The sequence below is a fragment of the Olleya sp. Ti.3.14 genome (assembly GCF_038154885.1).
GTDB lineage: Bacteria > Bacteroidota > Bacteroidia > Flavobacteriales > Flavobacteriaceae > Olleya.
Window position 1 is genome coordinate 166,386 of sequence record NZ_JBAKAO010000001.1, and the last position, 17,757, is coordinate 184,142.

Sequence of the window (17,757 nt, forward strand, 5' to 3'; positions counted from 1 at the left end):
TGTCAGACGTAAGAACATGCCCAACTTGTGGCGCAAAAGCAAAGTATAAACAAAAAGAAAACATTATAACATTTACAGCTGTCCAGGATGAAGATGCTTTTAAAAAAATTGGTCAGTTAAAAAAAGCTATGGACAAGTTTAAAGCAAAAGCTGAAGCTTTAGAGAAAAATAAAAAAAACGCAATTGCATTTTACAAAACAGCATATTTAGGTAAGCCAAAAAAAGCTGTGGAGTTGTATGTAGGCGAAAATTATAAGCAACACAATCCTATGGTTGGAGATGGAAAACAAGCATTTATAGATTATTTTAATCGTATGCATAAAGAATTTCCAGAAAAGTCTATCGATTTTGTAAGAATTGTGGCAGAAAACGACTTAGTGTCTTTACACACACATCAAATTTGGCCAGATAACGACCAGTATGTTACAATGGATTTTTTTAAATTTGATGATAATGGTAAAATCATAGAACATTGGGATAGTATACAGCAAATACCTCAAACGTCTATGCATAATAACACGATGTATTAAAATTATATGAATATTACAACACATTTTAAACAGGTAAGAGCGCAAACGGTATCGTTTTGCAGTCATTTAAATGTTGAAGATTATTCAATTCAAGTGGTTGCTTTTGCAAGTCCACCAAAATGGCATCTAGCACATACGACTTGGTTTTTTGAAGAGTTTATTTTAAAGCCTTTTCTTCCTAATTATAAAGAGTTTAACGATAATTACAGTTTCCTATTTAATAGTTACTACAATACTTTAGGATCACGCATATTACAATCTAATAGAGGCAATATGTCTAGACCTGTTACTAGTGAAGTATTGGATTATAGAAGCTATGTAGATGAAAATGTTTTAAAATTATTAGCTCAAAATTCTAGTAAGGAATTAACAGATTTAATTACTTTAGGATTAAACCACGAGCAACAACATCAAGAATTATTGGTTACAGATGTTAAATATATGTTTGGTCACAATCCATTATTTCCGGTTTATAAAAAGGATAAAAACCTTTTAAAAAATCATAATCAATCTAAAGAAACCTTTAAAATAAAGGAAGGCGTTTATGAGATTGGCTATAAAGGAAACGATTTTTGTTATGATAATGAATTAGGAGTACATAAAGTTTTTATTAATGACTTTGAAATAAATAATTTTTTAGTAACCAATGGAGATTACATTGAATTTATGGAAGCTGGTGGTTATTCAGATTTTAATCTTTGGTTAGATGAAGGTTGGTCATGGGTTAATAAAAACCAGGTAAATGCACCTTTATATTGGTATAAAATTGACCAAGAATGGCATTACTACACTTTAGCAGGATTGCAACCTGTGGATAAAAACGCTATATTAAGTCATATTAACTTTTATGAAGCTAATGCTTACGCAGAATGGAAAGGTATGCGATTACCATCAGAATTTGAATGGGAAGTCGCTTCCAAAAACCTTAATTGGGGAAAACGTTGGGAATGGACCGCTAGTGCATACCTTCCTTATCCAAACTTTGAGAAAGCCAATGGAGCAGTAGGTGAGTATAACGGAAAGTTTATGAGTAACAAAATGGTCCTTCGTGGCGCATCTGTTGCAACATCACAAGACCATAGCAGGAATACATATAGAAATTTTTTCAGTCCATTAGAGCGCTGGCAATACACAGGAATTAGATTAGTTAAATAATACATGATAGAACAATTTAAGGAAGCGGTAAACAACGGTTTAAGCGCAATACATAAAAATTTACCATCTAAATATTTTTACGATAAAAAAGGAGATGCGCTTTTTGTTAAAATAATGGGTTTGCCAGAATATTACTTAACTAGAGCAGAGCATGATATTTTTAAAAACCAAACGTCTAATATTATAGCATCTTTAAAATTAGAGAAAGGCACCTATTTTGAATTAATAGAGTTAGGTGCTGGTGATGGTACAAAAACCAAAGAGCTACTCAAATTGTTAAGTAAAGAAGGTTATAATTTTGATTATTTACCTGTCGATATTTCTCAAAATGCCTTAGATAATCTTGAAAACAATTTAAAAACAGAATTACCCTCTGTTTCAGTTAAAACAAAACAAGGGGATTATTTTGAGGTTTTAGAATCTTTAAAGCATAGTAAGCATCCTAAAGTTATACTTTTTTTAGGTTCTAATATTGGTAATATGAGCGATGATATCGCTGCTGTGTTTATGCAAAACTTAAGTGCTAATTTAAACTTAGGTGACAAACTATTTTTAGGTGTAGATTTAATAAAACCTGAAGCTATAGTTTTGCCAGCTTATAACGACAGTCAGGGTGTTACAGCTGCTTTTAATTTAAATTTATTAGACCGAATTAATAAAGAATTAGATGCTGATTTTAACAGAAACAACTTTATACACACACCAACTTATAATGAAAAAGAAGGCATTGCTAAAAGTTACCTAACAAGCATTATAAACCAAGTGGTATATATTAAGGCTATTGATAAAACCTTTCATTTTGCAAAAGACGAAAAAATTCATTTAGAAATTTCGAGAAAATATAATGATGAAATTCTAAATAATATTATCTCCAATACTCAATTCATTATAAAAAATAAATTAAGCGATAGTAATAACTATTTTGCTAATTACATCCTTGAAATAGCATGAAAACATTAGGATTATTAGGACTAGGAAGTTTTTCAACCTTGTATTATATACAACAGCTTAACACCTTTTATAATACAAATTATGGCGGATTTAGTACGTGTCCTTTTAAAATGCTAAATGTAGATTTTAATACCATAAACAATTTACTTCCAAATACTTCAACAGAATTAGATACAATTGTAAAATCATGTATTAAAAACCTAGAAAAATTACAAATAGACGCTATTTTAATTCCAAATATAACCTTACATGAAACCATTGATAGGTTAAATATTTCAACCAAAATAATTCATCCTATAACTAAAACTATTACTAAATTACTTAAGAACAAACACGCTAAAGTGACCCTTTTTGGAACAAGACATACCATGCAGTCCGACTATATTAAATCCAAATTTGAAGCGGAAAATATAATGGTATTACAACCAAACATAAAGGATATGTCTCAAATTGATAATTTAAGAATTTCGGTTTATAATAATCAACAAACCCAAGAGGAATTAATGATTTTTAATAATCTGCTTAAAAAATATACAACAAACGGAGTCGTGGTTTTGGCATGTACAGAGTTGTCTGTAATACATATTTCCAAAAATAAATTGGTTTATGACATGGCTAACATTCAGCTTGAAGAAGCTGTAGATTTTATTTAAGAATATAAAATCAAAAAGACACCTAATAATATTCCAAATAAAGGAACTAGTTTTTTGCGTTTATTATGTTCTTTAAAAACAATACCTCCAATTACAACTGCAATTATAAGTTGACTTCTTTTTATAGCAGATAATAACATGATTAATGCATCAGGATCTTGTAGTGCTTTAAAGTAAAAATAATCTGCTGCTTGTAATAAAATACCAACAGCAATAATAGTCCAACGCCATTTAAACGCTTCTCGTTTAACTTTATACGGAAACCACGTAATAGATAATATAACTATTAAAATTAGTATGGTATACCAACAAAACCAAAATTGTAGCGTTTGAGGGTTAAGGCTTAAACTCTGGATCAAAAATTTATCATATAAACCGCTAGAAGCACCTAAAAATGTTGCTCCAATAATAGCGAAAATCCATTTGTTTCTTTTAAATATAATACCTTCTTTTTTACCAATTCTAGAATAGAGGATTACAGAAAATATGATAAGAAAAAAACCTATCCATTGTAAAAACTTAGGCGTTTCGTTATAAATAATTATGGCACCAATAAAAGTAAAAAAAGGACCTGCGGATCGGATGGGTGTAACAATAGTTATGGGTAAGTGTTTTAACGCTTGATAGGCTAATATCCATGACGCAGCCATAATCATTGATTTGATAAATATAAAACCATGTGTTTGCCAAGGAATACTAGTAATATAAAATCCCAAGTTTTTGGTTTCCTCTGGAAAAAAAACAGAACCAATAAAAAACGGAAGAATAAATAAAAAGCCAGAGCCAATGGTACCAAGAAGTACGGGAAAAACCTCATTACCTTGTACTGCATGCTTTTTACACAAATTATGTAATCCTAAAAAAAGAGCTGCTAATAAACCTAAATACATCCACATGCTGCGAATATAGTTTTTTAACAGATTTTGAAATACTAAAACTGATATTTTTAAACGTTTTACACAGTCAAAAATTAAATTTTAATCAAAAAAATACATTTTAAATTTGATAAGATTTTTACTACAACGGACTTTTTTACTGTTAATCGTTTGAATGGAATTTCCTACTAATAATGCAAACACTTTTTTTCGGTTTTATGACTAATTTAACTTTTATGCATTTACTAGCTAAGCACTAAAAACATTAGACTTAAACCATATTTAAACATAATTAATTAACGATTCCACACTCTAATTCAAAAACATTATTATTTCGATAATTGTGGGTTTTGACAGCTAATTATTTCATTAAAATTTTTGTCTTTTATTGATTTCAATTGTTGTTAATTTGCCGGCTTAATTAATTTTTAAAATAAAAAATAATTTGAATATGAAACAGTATTACAACATTTTATCATTAACACTTATACTAGTATTTAGTATGCAATTTTCTTTTGCACAAAACACAGAAAAGACTTGGTCTTTTGAAACTGGTTTTACTGCAATTGATGTTTATCCTGTCGGAGAAGATTTTCCGCAAGGAGATTATTTAGACGAATTTTTAAATCTTAACGATCACTGGAATTACGGTGTTTATGTTGGAATTACTAGAAACTTTAATAATAACTTATCACTTTCTGCTAGAGGTACCTTTAGTGAAATTAGCAAATGGGGAGATTTAGGTACTGCTGATGAAAGTGTATTAGTTGATAACCTTAAATATTATGGTTTAGACGCTATGATCAATTATGCTTTTGGTAAAGGTAAATTACAACCTTTTTTAGCAGTTGGTGGTGGTTACACTTGGATAGAAGAAGGTCCATACAACACTTCTTTTGCTGCTAACGGATCAGACTTAGTTGGTGCTGGTACTGTAAATGGAGCTTTAGGATTACGTTATAACGTTTCTAATAGATTTGGTATTAACTTACAGACTACATATAAACACTCATTTGAAGACTATTTAACTAAACATTGGGCACACAGTTTAGGTTTAGTTTATAGCTTAAATCAAGATACTATTAAGGAAGAAAATAGTGCTGACATGTCAGTTACAGATTCTAAAAACGACAAACGTTGGTCTTTTGAAACTGGTGTAAGTGCTATTGATGTTTATCCTGTTGGAGAAAATGCGCCACAAGGTGATTATTTTGACGAATTTTTTAACCTTAACGATCACTGGAACTTAGGTGTGTATGTTGGTGTTACTAAAAACTTCAACAAAAACTTATCTATTACTGCAAGAGGTACATTAAACGAGTTAACTAAATGGGGTGATTTAGGTAGTGCAGATGAAAGCGTTTTAGTAGACAACCTTAAGTATTACGGATTAGATGGTATGATTAACTATGCATTTGGTAAAAACGATTTACAACCATTTTTAGCAGTTGGTGGTGGTTATACTTGGATTGAAGAAGGTCCTTATAATACCTCTTATGCAGCAAACGGTTCAGATTTAGTTGGTGCAGGAACTGTTAATGGTGCAGTTGGTTTAAAATATAGTATTAATGATGATTTTGGATTAAACTTACAAACTACTTATAAGCATGCTTTTAAAGATTACTTACCAAAACATTTTGCACATAGCTTAGGTATCGTGTATAAATTAGGTAATGGAAACGCTAAAGAAGAAGTAAATAATGATATTGATGGAGATGGTGTACCAAACGAGTATGATGTTTGTCCAGAAGTTGCAGGATTAGCTAGTCTTGGTGGATGTCCTGATACGGATGGTGATGGTGTTGCTGATAAAGACGATTTATGTCCTGAAGTAAAAGGTCTTGTTGAATTTGGTGGATGTCCAGATACTGATGGTGACGGTTTCCCTGATAATAAAGATAACTGTCCTGAGATAAAAGGTACAGATAACGGTTGTCCTGTTGTTGTTAAAGACGTTAAGCCAGTGGCTAACCCTATTGAAGGCGAAAGAAAAGTATACTTTGCTTATGATAGTGCCGAACTTGATTTAAATGCTAAAATAATATTAGATCAATTAACGTCTAACATGACTAAAGATGAAACTTACAACGTATCTATTGTTGGTCACGCAGATAATAAAGGTGGTGTAAATTATAATTACAATCTTTCTATAAAAAGAGCTCAGGCTATTAAAGCTTACTTAGTTTCTAAAGGATTAGCTTCAGATACTATTACAACTACAGGAGTAGGAGAAACGCAACCAGCATCTACTAATACAACTGCTGCTGGTAGAGCAGAAAACAGAAGAGGTGTATTAACTATTAAGATTAACTAATTAGTTAATTCTTAAATTACAGCTTAAAAAAAAGCTATCATAATTAAAATTATGATAGCTTTTTTGTTTTATAAAACTTAATGTTATTATGAATTATTCAAAAGTATGACGTTGTTCTGCTATAACAGATGCTTTAAGCAATTGGTTAAATGTTTTTATACTATCAAAGTTTTTAGTAATCTCAGTTGACACAGCAACACCAGAAATTCCCGTTTTTAAAATAGCTTCAATATCTGAAGTTGTAATTCCTCCAACACCAATAATTGGCGTTGTTGTATTTAATACATCCATAATTGCAGTATAACCTTCTAAACCTAGAATTGGTCCTACATTGGCTTTAGTATCAGTAAATCTAAAAGGTCCTAAACTAATATAATCAACTTCTTTAGTGATTAAAGTTTCGCAGTCTTCTAAAGTATTAGCAGTACCTCCAATACTTTGCCAAGTATATAAGTGTTTTCTAGCAATAGTTGGACAAGTGTCTGAAGGTCCTAAATGGACTCCATCTGCTTTAATCGTTTTAGCTATTTTATAATGGTCATTTATAATTAATCTTGTCTGATAATGAGATGTTATTTTTATAACCGCTTCAGCCAATTTTAAAAACTTTTTTTCAGACACATTTTTGTAACGCAATTGTACTAATTCTGCTCCAGAGGTACATGCCTTTTGGACATTTTCCAAAATTTGTTTAGGGGAATCGCCTTGCGTTATATAATGTAATTTAGGTATAATCATGTGTTTAATACTTTCTTGTTACAACCGTGTTTTGGATATTAAAACACAAAAATACAACTATTATAAACACTTAAGTCTTTCTTAATGCGCACAACTATTATAATTTATTAAGAAGGCTTTAGCAAAAGTTTAGTATACACATACAACCTTAGCAGTACTATGTTATGTAACTTTGTAGTTGTAATATTTAAGGTCTTAAACAGACTTATAATAGCACATATTCAAACTATGAAAACTCAAAAAACATCATATTCTATTTTAGATTTAGCGTTAGTGTCTCAAGATCACACACTATAGCAAACTTATGCTAACGCGTTACATTTAGCACAACAAGCAGAAAACTTTGGTTATAAAAGATATTGGTTAGCAGAGCACCACAACTCTACAAATATTGGTAGTACTGCAACCTCCATATTAATTGGTTATGTTGCTCAGGGTACAACTAAAATTACCATTGGTTCTGGTGGAATCATGCTACCAAACCATTCTCCTTTAATAGTTGCAGAGCAATTTGGAACTTTAGCAACACTATATCCAAATCGTATAGATTTAGGTTTAGGCAGAGCACCTGGAACAGATCGTGAAACAGCAGAAGCTATTAGATCTGATTTTATGGAAGCTGCACACGCATTTCCTAATATGGTAGGACAAATTCAGCAATATTTTTCAGCAGATAATGCAACGTCCAAAGTAAGAGCTACAGTAGCAGAAGGTGTCTCAGTGCCTATTTACATTTTAGGATCTAGTACAGATAGTGCACATTTAGCCTCTAAAAAGGGATTGCCTTATGCATTTGCAAGTCACTTTGCGACAACTCATTTATGGGATGCTTTAGATATTTATAGAACTAAATTTCAGCCTTCATCAGTGTTGCAAATTCCTTATGTAATTGTTGGACTAAATATTATTATTGCAGATACAGATGAAGAAGCAGAGCGCTTATTTACCTCTTTAATTAGTATGATTGTTGGATTATTTACAGGCAAAAGACAAGCAGTGCAACCACCAACAGAGATGACAGAGTATTACAAAGAGATTTTAAAAAATCCTCAGGTACATCAAATGTTAAAGTATTCTTTTATTGGTAGCAAAGATACTGTAAAGCCTAAAATTAAAGCATTTATGGAGAAGACTAAAGCTGACGAGCTTATTGCTGTTACTAATATTTATGATATTAACGACCGTATTAAATCGTATCAATTATTTGCAGAAATCATGGATGAGCTAAATACTGATTAGCATTAATTTTTGTACTTTTAATGATGAAGCTTTACTAATCTTTTAGTTTTAATGAAAATATACGAAACACTTGTTATTGGTGGTGGTCAGGCAGGTTTGTCTGTCGCCTATTTTTTAAGACGTTATAAAATTGAATATTTAGTTTTGGACGATCAAGATCAAGCAGGTGGATCATGGACAAATACTTGGGACAGTTTAAAGTTGTTTTCTCCAACACAATTCAGCTCATTATCTGGTTGGGGAATGCCTGAAGGCGAAACCGAATATCCTAGTAAAACAAGTTTTATTGAGTATTTAAAGCAATATGAAAAACGTTACGATTTAAATATTAAAAGAAGTACTAAAGTAACCGCTGTACATAAAACAGCGTTTGGTTATAAACTTGAAACAAATACGGTAACGTATTACTGTAAAACCTTAGTTAGTGCTACAGGAACTGCGCAAAACCCTTATATACCAACATATCCTAAGCAAGAGTTGTTTTTAGGAACCATGATACACTCTTCAGAATATAAAAATGCAGATTCCTATAATAAAAAAAGTGTATTAATAGTAGGAGGCGGAAACTCGGGAGCACAAGTTTTAGCAGAAGTTTCTAAAGTTTCAAAAACCCAATGGGTTACTATAACTGAGCCTAATTTTTTACCTGATGATATTGATGGTCGCTATTTATTTAATGATGCTACAGACAAGTTTTATGGAAAAACAGGTAATACTAATGCTGGTTTAAAAACATCGTTAAGTGATATTGTCATGGTGCAAAGCGTAAAAGAGGCTAGAGGTAGAGGTGTACTATCGTCTAAACGTCCTTTTTCTTCTTTTTACGATAATGGAGTTGTTTGGGAAAATGGAGATAAAACTGCATTTGACGCAGTGATTTGGTGCACTGGTTTTAAGGCTAACTTAAAACATTTAGAGTCCTTGGATATTATTGAAAATAATAAAATAGAGACCAGTTATACTAAGTGTAAAAAGTTACCAAATTTATGGTTAGTTGGTTATGGTAGTTGGACTGGATTTGCATCTGCGACTATTTACGGTGTCGGCAAAACAGCAAGGCATACTGTTAATAATATAGTTTCGATTTTAAGATCTTAACATTCTAATCATCAATCAAGTAATTTTGTATTTCAAATTAAAAACCTTCAAATTTCCAGCACAAAAAAAAACCTATCAAAATCACGTTTTAATAGGCTTTATTTTTTTAATAGGTACTATTTAAAAGACTTATTATTTTTTAGAACTGCTTTTAAATTTATAGGTAATTCCGAAGTTAATTCCGAATGACGAATATGGTACTTTTTGAGATAATTTTCTAGATGAATCCGTATTTGAATTAGATAAATTATCTACATACGTTGTTTCTTTATTATAATCGTTTGGTAAATTATCTATGTTATAAAAACCAGCAAATGCAACAGTACCATCAGGTAAAACTACATCTGTATTAAATTCTGTAATTTCAGAGTCTTTACGCTTTAAGCTAATTCCGTAATACTCAGCTTCAACAAATAAATTTAAGTTATCATTTAGGTTAAATTTATAACCTAAAGCACCTACAAATCCTAATGGAAAATGTCCATGAAAATCTTCTTTATAATTCGTTTCAGAGTAAGACCCTAAAGGGATTCCAAAAGCATCAGCTTCTGCCTGAGAAAGTACTGATTTATCATATACTACAGCTTCAGTTTTTCCTCCTAATTTTAATAAAGCACCAAAACGACCATAAATATTGTTTGTAAATTTATATACTATAGATGTTGATGCTCCAAAAGCACGTGCTCTAGCAACAGCATCTACTTCACGATTTGGAACATTAACTTCGGATACCGTTTGGTCAGTACCATGTAAATATCCTAAACCTAAATCTACACCAAAAGACTCATTAAAATAATAAGTCCCTCTTAGTTGTACATTTGCACCTTCTCCATAACTACCATAAGAGTTTTCTGTTTCTGATAGGTTAATAGATTCTCCTAATTTCATTCCAGCACTTCCAACAGCATAACCTGTACTTAAAGAGACTTCTAATTGAGCAAATGATAGACCACTAATTAATAGTGCTGTTAACACTATTCCAAATTGTTTCATAATTGTTTGATTTGAAAATTATTTTATGTAAAAAAGTAAGATTGAATTTACAGCTATTTTACTTCAATTTCAACCTATACAAATATACTTTATTTATATACAAATTAGCTTTAAAAATAGTTAATCTCTTGGTGTAAATACAGACTAATTTGCTAATCAAATACTTAAGTAAACTATCGTTGTTAAAAGGTTGTAGAAAAAAAATGTTAATTTGAACATGGATAATATTAGTTTTAAAAATGTAAATATTATATTAGTAAAACCAAACTAACTTAACCGCATTTAAAATTCTGATTAGTGCTATGAAAAATGATTATCAAGACCCTTTAGGAACTCACTCAGAACAACTTAAAACCAATAAATTAAATTATTTAAAACAATTAGAAAAAGATAAAATTATAGAGCGACAAATTCGTTTTCAAGAGTTGCTAATTAGTATTTCTACACAATACATTAATTCGGATTTATCAGACATAAATAACCTGATTAACAAATCCTTACAACAGATTTGTGAGTTTGTAGAGTCTGATAGAAGTTATATTTTTTCATACGATTTTGTAAGTAATACAACATCCAATACTTATGAGTGGTGCGCAAAAGGAGTAGAGCCTGAAATAGATAACTTACAGCAAGTGCCTTTAAATTACTTTCCGCAATGGGTAAAAGCTCATAAAAAAGGGGAAGCCTTTTTTGTTGAAGATGTCAGTTTATTACCAGATGATGGAGAACAAGGTTTGCGTGCTGTTTTAGAGCCACAAGGCATAAAAAGTTTGATTACCATACCTAAGTTTAAAAACAAAGAATTGATTGGTTTTATCGGATTTGACTCCGTTAAACAAATCAATAAATATAATGATCAAGAAAAAGAAATCTTATTTGTTTTTGCTAATATGTTAGTCAACATTATACAGCGAAAAGAAAATGAAGAACGCATTAAAGCGCAAGAAGCTAAAAAGGAAGAGTTATTACAGTTTTTATCCCGTCAAAATGAAGAGTTAAATGAATATGCTCATGTCGTATCTCACGATTTAAAAGCGCCATTAATTAATATCCATACACTTATTAGTTGGTTTATGGAAGATCATAAAGACGTTTTGGATGATGCAGCATTAACACCATTACATCAAGTGTTGTTTAATGTAGAAAAAATGGATTTTTTAATTAAAGGAATTTTAGATTACTCAACCATTGACAGACTTGAGGCAGAAGATAAATCTATTGATTTTAATCTTATCGTGGACGAGGTTATACAGACCTTATTAGTACCAAGTCACGTTACTATTACAGTGCAAGATAATTTACCAAGCATACATGGTAATGCTTGGCGTTTTAAACAAGTGTTTCAAAATTTGATACAAAATGCCATAAAATATGGTAATCCAGAAAAAGGAAGTATACAAGTTGGTTACACAGATCATGATGATCGTTATCAGTTTTTTGTCAAAGACAATGGTATTGGTATTAAATCTGATTATTACGACAAAATTTTTAAAGTCTTTACTAAATTAGAAAGTACAGGATCGTCCTCTGGTATTGGCTTATCTATTGTAAAAAAAATAATTACTTACTATAAAGGTTCTATTTGGGTAGATAGTCAAGAGGGTAGTGGTACCACATTTTATTTTACGTTATTAAAAAACTAATCTAAATTGTGGGCTAATAATTATATTTACCTCTCCTATTTTTATAAGTAAATCTATTGTGTAATATAACTCTTGTGTATTATTTTTACATCAAAATAAATACCTAAATTATAATTAACTCGAGTTATTTTTTATGAAGCATACCATTACGCTATTATTACTTGCACTTATATTATGCAATTGCGAAAGCGAAAAATCAAAGCAACAACAATTAGAAGCAGCACAAATACAACTTGAAATCGCTTCCGAAAAAGAGTTGATTAAACCTAAAATTGAAGCCACAGGTAGCTATCGTAAGAGGCAAACACAAGCTGGTTACCAATTAAGCTTGATGCTTACTAACACCTCAAAATATTCAACTTATAAGGATTGTACAATTGAAGTCCAATATTATTCCAAAACCAACACGATTATACATAAAACGCTTATTAAAATATCTGACACTCTAAAACCAAAACAAACAATAACGGTAGACAAATTTACGGATGAAACAACAGATATTAAAGATTTTAACTCTTTAGGATGGACTTGTATTGATGCTGTTGTTGTGGATTAATTGTAATTTAAATACTAAGCGATTTTCATGTCTATAGTTTAGTCATAATCTTTTTATTTTAAAATAATGGTGCTTTTCAAAAAGTAGTAGCTACATTTTAAAATATTAAAAGATCCTTTTTTATCATTATTTTAGAGGTAAATTCGCTATAATTTTTTCTAAAACACCATTTTAATTTGAAGTTGACTTTTTGTATCTTATTTCTATTGTTATTTCAAAATAATCTTTTGTCTCAAAATCTAGATTCTATCATTAGTAGTTTAGAATTAAAGATGCGTAATTATAAAATGTATGATTTAGAAAAGGAAGCACAAATAGATAGCTTAATTAAAAAAGTAAGTAATACTTCTAACCTCAATGACCAGTACATAATTAACAATGCTATTTTTGAGGAGTATCAATTTTACAGTTTTAATAAAGCATTAGAATATATAGAAAAAAACATAGAGATTGGAAAATTGCTTAATAATGATGAGTTACTAGATAAAGCCATCTTAAAAATGGGATTATTATTAGTTAACACAGGACGATTTAAAGAATCTATTGATGCCTTAAGTAAAATAAAAAGAAACGCACTACCAAAATCTTTACTAAATAATTATTTTATTGCTCATAAAGAAGGTTATTCTGGCCTATCCTATAATACAGCAGTAAATAGCAATAAATTAATATATTTAGAGTTATACAAAGCCTATCAAGACTCATTATATGATAGACTTAAACCTGACTCTGAGGAAGCCTTAAGACTTAAAGAAAAGGAATATAGAGATAAACGAAATTTGGACAAGGCTTTTAAAGTCAATTCACAAAGACTTGGTAAAGTTAAATTAGGTTCTCGTTTATACTCTTTAATAACTTTTGAAAGATCCTTGTTGTATGAGTTAAATAACCAATTAACTAAACAAAAAGAGTATTTAATACACTCTGCAATATCAGATATTCAAGCGTCTGTAAAGGATAACGCATCAATGGGGACTTTAGCTAAAATACTTTTTTCTGAAGGTGATATTGACAGAGCACATAAATACATTAATTTTTCTTACAATGATGCTGAGTTTTATAATTCGCGTTTACGTTTTGTAGATATTGCTAATAATATGCCTTTAATTACAAAAGCCTACGAACTAAAAACTGCAAAGCAAAAGCAAAAGTTAGAATACTCTTTAGTTTTTATTAGTGTTTTAGCTGCGTTTTTACTAATAGCAATTTATACAGTTTATAAGCAAATCAAAAAAGTATCAGAAGCCAAGGATAAACTTAAAATTGCTAATAATCAACTTATAGTTTTTAATAAAAAGCTTAATACATCTAATCAAGAACTTAAAAATCTTTATTTAGAGCTCTCAGAAGTAGATAAAATTAAGGAACATTACATTGGTAATTTTGTAAATCTGTATTCAGAATACATCACCAAATTAGATGTTTACAGAAAATTGGTAAGCAAATATGTTAATGCAAATCAAATGAATGCGTTGCTTAAATTATCAAAATCTAAAAGACTAATTGATGAAGAATTAGAAATTTTTAATAACAATTTTGATAGTTCATTTTTACATATTTATCCAAATTTTTTGTCAGAAGTCAATAAGTTACTAAAACCAGACCATCAAATTGAATTAACAGATATAAACCAATTAAATACAGAATTAAGAATCTTGGCACTTATCAAATTAGGAATTGATAATAGTTCAAGAATTGCAAAAATCTTAAGGTATTCTGTAAATACCATTTATAATTACAGAGCAGCTATTAATAAATCTGCAATTGATAAAACAAATTTTGAGAAGATGATAAAATCTATCTAAAAATTAAATAATATTATTAAAAACACCCTCTATAAATTACTGATTTCGGATATAAAACTCTGTAATCATCCAATAAAATCCACTTTTCGTATTCTGTTTAAAATTTATAAGCTATTGATTTTAAATATTTTAACAAATATTTACTCACTATAAAATCCACTTTTACAGATTTCTCTATTGTAGTTGCTGTTATTTCAGGGTAATTTGCTAAACCATTTTATTGACTTCATAATTTAATACATATAGAGGCATATGATTTATAAAAAATTAGTTTTCATTACGGTAATTTTCATTTCATTATTGTGTACAAGTAAAAGTGTAGCACAAAATAAAGTTACAGGTGTTGTAACAGAGAATGATGGATTACCTATACCTGGAGTTTCAGTGATATTAAAAGGAACTTCAATAGGTGTTAGTACAGATTTTGATGGTAAATACACATTAAGTGAAGGTGTAAATCAAAATTCAGTTATAGTATTTAGTTATATTGGATTTAAAACACAAGAGATTTTAGTAAAAGGACAGTCTGTTATTAATGTTGATTTGCAAGAAGATACAAGTCTTTTAGATGAAGTTGTAATTGTTGGTTATGGATCGCAACTTAAAAAAGATATAACAGGATCGGTCTCTACAATTGACAGCGATTCTTTTGAATCTAGACCCAACACTCAAGTAGGTTCTTTATTACAAGGACAATCAGCAGGTGTACAAGTCATATCTGGATCAGGTAAACCATCAGGTGGATTTAGTGTACGTATTAGAGGTACAAATTCAATTAATGCCAGCAGCGAACCATTATATGTGGTTGATGGTGTACCTACAACAGACACAAGATCAATTAATCCTAGTGATATCGATACAATAACCGTATTAAAGGATGCCTCTTCGGCTGCTATCTATGGTGCTCAAGGAGCAAATGGAGTTGTTTTGATTACTACAAAACGTGGAACAACTTCTAAACCAAAAGTAAGTTTAGATATCTATTCCGGAGTGTCACAAGTCTGGAACACTTTACCAGTATTAAATGGTGAACAATATAGAGATTTAATGACAGAAATGGGATTGTCAACAGATTGGGACAGCTTTAAAGCAAGAACTGATTGGCAAGAAGAGATATTTCAAAATGGATTTTCTCAAAATTATCAAGCCTCAGTATCTGGTAAAACTGAAGGAACTAGTTATTTTATTTCAGGAGGTCATTTAACCCAAGAAGGAGCAGTAAGAACGTCTGAAATTGAAAGAAGTAATTTTAAAATTAATATTGATCAAGACATTAATGATTGGTTAAAAATTGGTACCAGAATAGCATATACATCTTATAAGGATGTGGATATTAATGACAATAACAACGTAAATCAAGGAGGTGTCCTTTTGGGTGCATTAACCACACCATCTATAATTGGTGTATACAATGAAGCTGGTATGTTTACTAGTAACCCGTTTCAAAATTGGGAAAATCCATTAGCCAGTACAGACGGTTTAGATAGAGAATATAATAACAACCGTTTTTTAGGAAATATTTATTTAGAAGCTAAATTTCTTGAAAATTTTAAATACAAGTTTAACTATGGGATTGATAATAGTAATGGCGTATTTGATTCGTTTTTAGATCCTTTCAGAACAGGTTTTGGTGCTGCAATTGGTGGTCAAGGTATTAATAATACAGATAAAAAATCTTATTATATTGTTGAAAATACACTTAGTTATAATAATTCATTTAATAAACATACTGTTGAAGCCTTAGTGGGATCTGTCACACAAAAGTTTACATTTGAAAACAGTTCTATTCAGACTAGAAACTTTGCTAGTGAATCCGTAACAACACCAAATGGAGGCTCTGAAATTTTTGATGCTTCTGCTTGGAAATCAGAAAGAGCGAATGCTTCCTTTTTAAGTCGAGTTAATTATAGTTTTGACGATAAATATCTGTTAACTGCTAATTTTAGAGCAGATGGATCAAGTGTTTTTGGGCCTAATAAAAGATGGGGTTATTTTCCATCATTCTCTTTAGGATGGCGTGTATCAAACGAAAAATTTATTAATAAAGACGGATTAATTAATGACCTTAAACTTAGGGCAGGTTGGGGACTTGTTGGTAACGACAATATTAACGCTTATAGTTATTTAGGTCGTGTTGGATCTGGAGCAAATTACCCATTTGGAGGTGTCACGCAACCTGGTACATTTCCGGGATCTATTGAAAACTTAACATTAAAATGGGAAGAGTCGGAACAAACAAATATAGGTTTTGACCTTTCTATGTTAAATAATAGACTATCTGTTACAGCTGACGCCTACATTAAAAAAACTAATGACTTATTGTTAAACGCACCATTACCAACGACTTCTGGTTTTGATAATGCAATTAGAAATATTGGAGAAATACAAAATAAAGGAATCGAATTAGCTTTAAATATGGTAAACATTAATTCTGATAACTTTTCATGGAATACTGGATTAAATATATCCTTTAATCGTAATGAAGTGGTTAGTCTTGTTGGACAAGAATTATTACAAGGTGGTATAACAGGAGGTAGAGGTGAAGCTAGTCTAGTAAGAGAAGGCGAACCTTTGGGTACTTTATATGGTTATATTTTTGGTGGTGTTGATCCAGCATCTGGTAACGCTTATTATATTGATAATCAAGGCAACTCCACCTTCAATCCTACACCAGAAGATCGTACAATTATTGGTGATGCTAACCCAGATTTTTACTATGGTGTAACTAATACTTTAAATTATAAAGGCTTTGGTTTATTTGTATTCCTACAAGGATCTCAAGGAAATGACATGTTAAATGTCACACGAATTGAAACCGAAGGTATGATAGATCCTAAAAATCAATCTACTGCAGTTTTAGATCGTTGGAGACAACCAGGAGATATTACAGATATACCAAGAGCTAGTTTTGGTAATAGTGATAATTCCAGGGTCTCAACACGTTTTATCGAGGACGCTTCATATTTAAGATTTAAAACCATAACCTTAAGTTACGATTTGCCTAAAAATCTAATTGACAAGCTAGGTATAACTGCCCTAAAAATTTACGGTACAGGAGAAAACATTTTTACAATAACAGATTATTCTGGTTTTGACCCAGAGGTTAATGCTTTTGGAGGAAGTAACACTGTACAAGGTATAGACTTTGGGACCTATCCTCAAACAAGAAACTTAATTTTTGGTATAAACGCAACATTTTAATTATTA

The 17,757-nt window shown here is 30.4% G+C and carries 13 protein-coding genes and 1 pseudogene; 11 read left to right on the forward strand and 3 right to left on the reverse strand.

What is annotated here, in order from left to right:
- Window positions 1-128: 128 nt before the first annotated feature.
- From V6251_RS00780 to V6251_RS00795, 4 genes are read left to right on the forward strand one after another with little or no spacing between them, the layout of a single operon-like run.
- Entirely contained in the window at window positions 129-530 is a 402-nt protein-coding gene (locus V6251_RS00780; RefSeq protein ID WP_341587159.1) for a nuclear transport factor 2 family protein, read from the forward strand.
- A gap of 6 nt (window positions 531-536) precedes the next feature.
- Entirely contained in the window at window positions 537-1,685 is a 1,149-nt protein-coding gene (egtB, locus tag V6251_RS00785) for an ergothioneine biosynthesis protein EgtB (protein ID WP_341586557.1), read from the forward strand.
- A gap of 3 nt (window positions 1,686-1,688) precedes the next feature.
- Entirely contained in the window at window positions 1,689-2,636 is a 948-nt protein-coding gene (locus tag V6251_RS00790) for an L-histidine N(alpha)-methyltransferase (protein WP_341586558.1), read from the forward strand.
- Window positions 2,633-3,289 (forward strand): aspartate/glutamate racemase family protein, encoded by a 657-nt coding sequence (locus tag V6251_RS00795; RefSeq protein WP_341586559.1) that lies wholly within the window; start codon window positions 2,633-2,635, stop codon window positions 3,287-3,289. Before V6251_RS00790 ends, V6251_RS00795 begins: the two co-directional genes overlap by 4 nt.
- Here V6251_RS00795 and V6251_RS00800 read toward each other — a convergent pair.
- Window positions 3,286-4,185 carry an EamA family transporter gene (locus tag V6251_RS00800; protein WP_341586560.1) on the reverse strand — a complete coding sequence of 300 codons (900 nt, stop codon included), beginning with the start codon at window positions 4,183-4,185 and terminating at the stop codon, window positions 3,286-3,288. The two genes, V6251_RS00795 and V6251_RS00800, sit on opposite strands and share 4 nt — an antisense overlap.
- Window positions 4,186-4,615: 430 nt before the next feature.
- Here V6251_RS00800 and V6251_RS00805 point away from each other — a divergent pair, with 430 nt between their 5' ends.
- A complete protein-coding gene (locus V6251_RS00805; protein ID WP_341586561.1) occupies window positions 4,616-6,478 on the forward strand; it encodes an OmpA family protein in 1,863 nt (620 codons plus the stop codon).
- Between the two features lie 93 nt (window positions 6,479-6,571).
- Here V6251_RS00805 and thiE read toward each other — a convergent pair whose 3' ends face one another.
- Window positions 6,572-7,216 carry a thiamine phosphate synthase gene (thiE, locus tag V6251_RS00810; RefSeq protein WP_341586562.1) on the reverse strand — a complete coding sequence of 215 codons (645 nt, stop codon included), beginning with the start codon at window positions 7,214-7,216 and terminating at the stop codon, window positions 6,572-6,574.
- A 228-nt stretch (window positions 7,217-7,444) separates the two neighbouring features.
- On the opposite strand from thiE, the pseudogene V6251_RS00815 reads away from it, so the two are divergent.
- Window positions 7,445-8,455: pseudogene (locus tag V6251_RS00815) on the forward strand (LLM class flavin-dependent oxidoreductase).
- A gap of 51 nt (window positions 8,456-8,506) precedes the next feature.
- The gene (locus V6251_RS00820) at window positions 8,507-9,553 is read left to right on the forward strand and encodes an ArsO family NAD(P)H-dependent flavin-containing monooxygenase (RefSeq protein ID WP_341586563.1); all 1,047 of its coding nucleotides are present in this window, start codon (window positions 8,507-8,509) and stop codon (window positions 9,551-9,553) included.
- Window positions 9,554-9,685: 132 nt separating this feature from the next.
- On the opposite strand, the gene V6251_RS00825 is transcribed toward V6251_RS00820, so the two are convergent.
- Window positions 9,686-10,546: an outer membrane beta-barrel protein gene (locus V6251_RS00825; RefSeq protein WP_341586564.1), complete on the reverse strand. Its 861-nt coding sequence runs from the start codon at window positions 10,544-10,546 to the stop codon at window positions 9,686-9,688.
- 302 nt (window positions 10,547-10,848) lie between these two features.
- Between V6251_RS00825 and V6251_RS00830 the strand changes: the two genes are divergently transcribed.
- From V6251_RS00830 to V6251_RS00845, 4 genes are all read left to right on the forward strand, one after another.
- On the forward strand, window positions 10,849-12,189 hold the full coding sequence (locus V6251_RS00830) for a GAF domain-containing sensor histidine kinase (protein ID WP_341586565.1): 1,341 nt from the start codon (window positions 10,849-10,851) through the stop codon (window positions 12,187-12,189).
- A 133-nt stretch (window positions 12,190-12,322) separates the two neighbouring features.
- Entirely contained in the window at window positions 12,323-12,745 is a 423-nt protein-coding gene (locus V6251_RS00835) for a hypothetical protein (protein ID WP_341586566.1), read from the forward strand.
- Window positions 12,746-12,972: 227 nt separating this feature from the next.
- Window positions 12,973-14,550, forward strand: a complete 1,578-nt coding sequence (locus tag V6251_RS00840) for a DUF6377 domain-containing protein (protein WP_341586567.1) — start codon at window positions 12,973-12,975, stop codon at window positions 14,548-14,550.
- A gap of 252 nt (window positions 14,551-14,802) precedes the next feature.
- Window positions 14,803-17,751: a SusC/RagA family TonB-linked outer membrane protein gene (locus tag V6251_RS00845; protein WP_341586568.1), complete on the forward strand. Its 2,949-nt coding sequence runs from the start codon at window positions 14,803-14,805 to the stop codon at window positions 17,749-17,751.
- Window positions 17,752-17,757: the final 6 nt, after the last annotated feature.

Coding starts and splice junctions, on each gene's coding strand:
- V6251_RS00780 (WP_341587159.1), top strand. CDS start 129: ATGGACAAGTTTAAAGCAAAAGCTGAAGCTTTAGAGAAAAATAAAAAA.
- egtB (WP_341586557.1), top strand. CDS start 537: ATGAATATTACAACACATTTTAAACAGGTAAGAGCGCAAACGGTATCG.
- V6251_RS00790 (WP_341586558.1), top strand. CDS start 1,689: ATGATAGAACAATTTAAGGAAGCGGTAAACAACGGTTTAAGCGCAATA.
- V6251_RS00795 (WP_341586559.1), top strand. CDS start 2,633: ATGAAAACATTAGGATTATTAGGACTAGGAAGTTTTTCAACCTTGTAT.
- V6251_RS00800 (WP_341586560.1), bottom strand. CDS start 4,185: ATGTGGATGTATTTAGGTTTATTAGCAGCTCTTTTTTTAGGATTACAT.
- V6251_RS00805 (WP_341586561.1), top strand. CDS start 4,616: ATGAAACAGTATTACAACATTTTATCATTAACACTTATACTAGTATTT.
- thiE (WP_341586562.1), bottom strand. CDS start 7,216: ATGATTATACCTAAATTACATTATATAACGCAAGGCGATTCCCCTAAA.
- V6251_RS00820 (WP_341586563.1), top strand. CDS start 8,507: ATGAAAATATACGAAACACTTGTTATTGGTGGTGGTCAGGCAGGTTTG.
- V6251_RS00825 (WP_341586564.1), bottom strand. CDS start 10,546: ATGAAACAATTTGGAATAGTGTTAACAGCACTATTAATTAGTGGTCTA.
- V6251_RS00830 (WP_341586565.1), top strand. CDS start 10,849: ATGAAAAATGATTATCAAGACCCTTTAGGAACTCACTCAGAACAACTT.
- V6251_RS00835 (WP_341586566.1), top strand. CDS start 12,323: ATGAAGCATACCATTACGCTATTATTACTTGCACTTATATTATGCAAT.
- V6251_RS00845 (WP_341586568.1), top strand. CDS start 14,803: ATGATTTATAAAAAATTAGTTTTCATTACGGTAATTTTCATTTCATTA.